This is a genomic window from Desulfurobacteriaceae bacterium, assembly GCA_039832905.1.
GTDB lineage: Bacteria > Aquificota > Aquificia > Desulfurobacteriales > Desulfurobacteriaceae > Desulfurobacterium.
The window spans coordinates 1-3,160 of the sequence record JBDOLX010000099.1 but is presented as its reverse complement, the minus strand read 5'-3'; the positions used below and the strand labels follow the sequence as shown (position 1 = coordinate 3,160).

The 3,160-nt window shown below is 37.9% G+C and carries 6 protein-coding genes; 2 read left to right on the top strand and 4 right to left on the bottom strand.

Features of this window, described 5'->3' with window-relative positions; all coding sequences use genetic code 11:
• The 4 genes from ABGX27_07665 to ABGX27_07650 all read right to left on the bottom strand — a co-directional run.
• Positions 1-731 (bottom strand): helix-turn-helix domain-containing protein (locus ABGX27_07665; GenBank protein ID MEO2069371.1); only part of this gene is annotated, 731 nt, incomplete at its 3' end.
• Between the two features lies 1 nt (position 732).
• Entirely contained in the window at positions 733-903 is a 171-nt protein-coding gene (locus ABGX27_07660; protein MEO2069370.1) for a hypothetical protein, read from the bottom strand.
• Positions 904-990: 87 nt separating this feature from the next.
• Positions 991-1,452: a phage regulatory CII family protein gene (locus tag ABGX27_07655; GenBank protein ID MEO2069369.1), complete on the bottom strand. Its 462-nt coding sequence runs from the start codon at positions 1,450-1,452 to the stop codon at positions 991-993.
• On the bottom strand, positions 1,452-1,739 hold the full coding sequence (locus tag ABGX27_07650) for a helix-turn-helix transcriptional regulator (protein ID MEO2069368.1): 288 nt from the start codon (positions 1,737-1,739) through the stop codon (positions 1,452-1,454). The genes ABGX27_07655 and ABGX27_07650 overlap by 1 nt, the downstream gene beginning before the upstream one ends.
• A gap of 146 nt (positions 1,740-1,885) precedes the next feature.
• Here ABGX27_07650 and ABGX27_07645 point away from each other — a divergent pair, with 146 nt between their 5' ends.
• Both ABGX27_07645 and ABGX27_07640 read left to right on the top strand, forming a co-directional pair.
• Positions 1,886-2,359 carry a helix-turn-helix domain-containing protein gene (locus ABGX27_07645; protein ID MEO2069367.1) on the top strand — a complete coding sequence of 158 codons (474 nt, stop codon included), beginning with the start codon at positions 1,886-1,888 and terminating at the stop codon, positions 2,357-2,359.
• Positions 2,360-2,369: 10 nt separating this feature from the next.
• Positions 2,370-3,032 carry an ORF6C domain-containing protein gene (locus ABGX27_07640; protein ID MEO2069366.1) on the top strand — a complete coding sequence of 221 codons (663 nt, stop codon included), beginning with the start codon at positions 2,370-2,372 and terminating at the stop codon, positions 3,030-3,032.
• Positions 3,033-3,160 lie beyond the last annotated feature (128 nt).

Sequence of the window (3,160 nt, the reverse complement as noted above, 5' to 3'; positions counted from 1 at the left end):
ACGGTGAATGGATTTTTCTTTTTCCACCTTCCAATTTTTGGTGTAAATTTCATAGCAGCACTCCTTCCATATTTTCTTAGGGTTACTTCATGTTTAAAATTCTTATGAAGTTCTTGCAGATACTTCTTAAGCCTTTCATAGGAGACGTATTCCCCCACCTCCACCATTAACATTTCAAGTTTTCTATGGATGTCCTTAATAGACATGTGAGTATTTGCATATAGTTTTTCTGCTTCTCTTCTTATTTCTTCAGGTATTTCTTTTGACTCTCGCTTCCATGGTATAAGTCCAATAATTCCTTTTTCTCTGTAGGCTTTCACCCATCTTGAAATTGTTGATTTGGGTAGTCCATATTTCTTTGCTTTTTGGTTTACAGAAGATGGATCTTTTGCAATTACCAATCTCTTCCAAACTTCCCTTTTGTCCTTTTCTTTCAAGACATTGAGTATCTCTTTTTCGTGTTCGGTAAGTGCAGGCGAAAAAGAGGAGGCAGGCGGGGGCGAACCTGCCTTTTTGGAGGGAGGACAGGAGGGGGGAGGTGCCGCTATGGACTCCAAGATAAAAATAGTGTTTCTCCCTACTTTCTTTTTCTCTACAACTTGGAGCTCTTCCCCAAGTTCTTTTAGCCTGTCGTTTATGGCTTGGAGGCTGTTAGCATACCTATTGCGAAACGTTCCCAAGGAAATGCCGAGTTTTTGAGCAAGTTCTGCAGGGGAGAGCTCCAAACGCATACTATGCCTCCACTATCTTTAAAAGGAGTTCTTCACACTTTTTGAAGTCTGACTCTTCCTTTGAGAGTTCTTGCAATATTTCTTGGATGTAGTCTGAAAACCTTTGGGAAACTTTGTTTTTCTTTTGTTTTTTCTGTGCTTGCCATGAAATTTCTAACTTCTTATATTTCATAATTGTCCTCCTGGTTGCTTTTTTTCCATTCAGGTTCGGGAATCGCGAGGGCAAGAAGCAGAATGAGACAAAAGAGGACGAGAATCATCACTCGCCCTCCCTATAAGCTTCTTCTACTCTAAGCTCCAAAGCGAGTAAAGTTATAATTGCTTCTTTGATTTCTTTCTTCAGAATTACTCTTTCTTCCTCTGTTATTTTTCCGTCCTCGATAGCTTGTCCGTATTTCTGTATTACATCTCCAACTTCTTTTAAAACCTTAGCTGCTTCTTTTCCTCTTTCTAATGGTTCAAACTGTTCTGGAAGTTCCACTACTACACAATTACAAAGGTCTGCAAGTCCTTCAACAATTCCAACTGCTCCGTTCGCTACCATTTGACAGACTTTAGGAAAGGCAACAACTTTGTCTTTATAGAGGATGTCAACCATCTGGTACTCTGAGATACCTAAAAGCTTTGCAGTTGCAGGAACAGTTTGTCCCTGTGAGATTAACTTCTGTACACCTTCTTTCAGGATTTTGTTCCCTACCTTTTTCCAAAACTGCTTTTCCATTACTTAACCCCCTTCAGATTTTTCTTTGCCTTTTCTATCGCTGATTTACGTTTTCTTTCTTTTTCCTCTTTCTTTCTTAGGTAAGGGAAAAGTCCTCTTTCCCCTAAAACTTTTTCTATTTCTCTTGCTACTTCAGAAGAAACAACAAGACCAAGTGCAACGTTTTTTACAGTTGAAACAGGACGCCCGAGAATTTCAGCGATATCTCTATAGGTAAGCCCCTTTTGTTTTTTAAGTTTTTTTATTCGCTCTAAGTTCTTCTTGGGAATGAATCTTTGTGTTATCATATTAGTTACCCTCTTATAGGTTAGTAGCTTGGTTATTTGCCTATTCTCTATAGGTAATTATAGGAACAATGGTCGTATCTGTCAATAGGTTTGGTCGTATTTTGGTCGTGTGACAAAATTTACCTGGGTAAGGAATGTCACAAATAATGGAAATAGATAAAACTGGCATAGCAGGAAGACTAAAGGAGTTAAGAAAAGCTTTAGGGCTAACTCAAAAAGAGTTTGCTGAGCATGTAGGAAGAACACTTAGAGCCATACAGCGATACGAAAGCGGACAACGGTCGCCAGATGAAACCACTCTCCGCCTCATTGAACAAATCTTCTCCGTCAACCCCGAATGGCTACGAAAAGGCAAGGGGGAAATGTTTATAGAGAAGGAAGAGAGTAGCTTAGAAAAGCTTCTTAAGGAATTTTCAGAAGAGGAAGTAGAAGCAGTGATTTTAGCTCTTAGGATAGTGAGAAAACTCGAGAAGAAGAAAGGTATGAAACTGAATACAAAACAAAGAGTGAAAGTCGCCCGTTTGCTTATAGAACTGTTAGAAGCTGATGAGAGCATAGAAAAGTTAAAAGGAAAACTTGAAAAAAAGGGAGAAAAGCTTTTAGAAGCCTTAACAGTTTAAGGGAAAGAAAATGGAGGAAAGAAAAGATCTAAAGGAAAAGCTCCAAGAACTTGAAAGGCTTCTGAGCGACAGGGAGGTGGAGAGTTTTATTTCCAACTTAAATGTGAAAATTAGTGGTAAAGATAATCTCGTTTCGGTTTTTGGAACAGTTCGCAAAGAAATTAATAACCATTTCCATGCTCCAAAGTTCAAAGTAACCATAGAACCTGAACTTTCACCAAAAGAGTTAAAAGAAATAAAGGACTTTGTATCTAGAATAGTAGCCTTAGAGTTGCAAGCTCGTGTCTATAGAATAGCAAGTCCACAAGGAATTACAGCAAGAACTAAGAAAAGTACCTTTGCTCAAGTTTGGAAAAGAATACATGACAAGTTTGAAATAACTGACTACAAGATGCTAAGAAGAACGCAGTATCAAGAAGCTATCTTTTTTCTTCGTAATTGGGAAAGTAAGCTGCTGAATGAGCTTGTAAAAAGAGGTGTTTACAAAGTAGACATTCCTAAAAACTATCTTCTACGGAAGCTCTTTGGTGTAGCTAAAGCTAACGGTAAAACAAAAGAAGATTTAGAACTTTACTGCATTCAAAAGTTTTCGTTAACTCTTAGAGAAGCTTTACCGGGACATATCTGGTATGTCTATACAAGATATGCCACGAGAAAAAGGAAATCAAAATGAGCAAATAATTAAGGAGGGGTGATGGAAACTCTTGCCTATTTATTTGCCATAGTATTTATAGTCTCTTTTGGATATTTCGTTTATGCTTGGATTAAAAAAAAACCCAAAAAAGATGCTGGCATTGTTGC

What these genes read in the sequence shown, in the direction of transcription:
- ABGX27_07650 (MEO2069368.1), bottom strand. Translation starts at nt 1,739, where the DNA reads ATGATAACACAAAGATTCATTCCCAAGAAGAACTTAGAGCGAATAAAA.
- ABGX27_07640 (MEO2069366.1), top strand. Translation starts at nt 2,370, where the DNA reads ATGGAGGAAAGAAAAGATCTAAAGGAAAAGCTCCAAGAACTTGAAAGG.
- ABGX27_07645 (MEO2069367.1), top strand. Translation starts at nt 1,886, where the DNA reads ATGGAAATAGATAAAACTGGCATAGCAGGAAGACTAAAGGAGTTAAGA.
- ABGX27_07655 (MEO2069369.1), bottom strand. Translation starts at nt 1,452, where the DNA reads ATGGAAAAGCAGTTTTGGAAAAAGGTAGGGAACAAAATCCTGAAAGAA.
- ABGX27_07660 (MEO2069370.1), bottom strand. Translation starts at nt 903, where the DNA reads ATGAAATATAAGAAGTTAGAAATTTCATGGCAAGCACAGAAAAAACAA.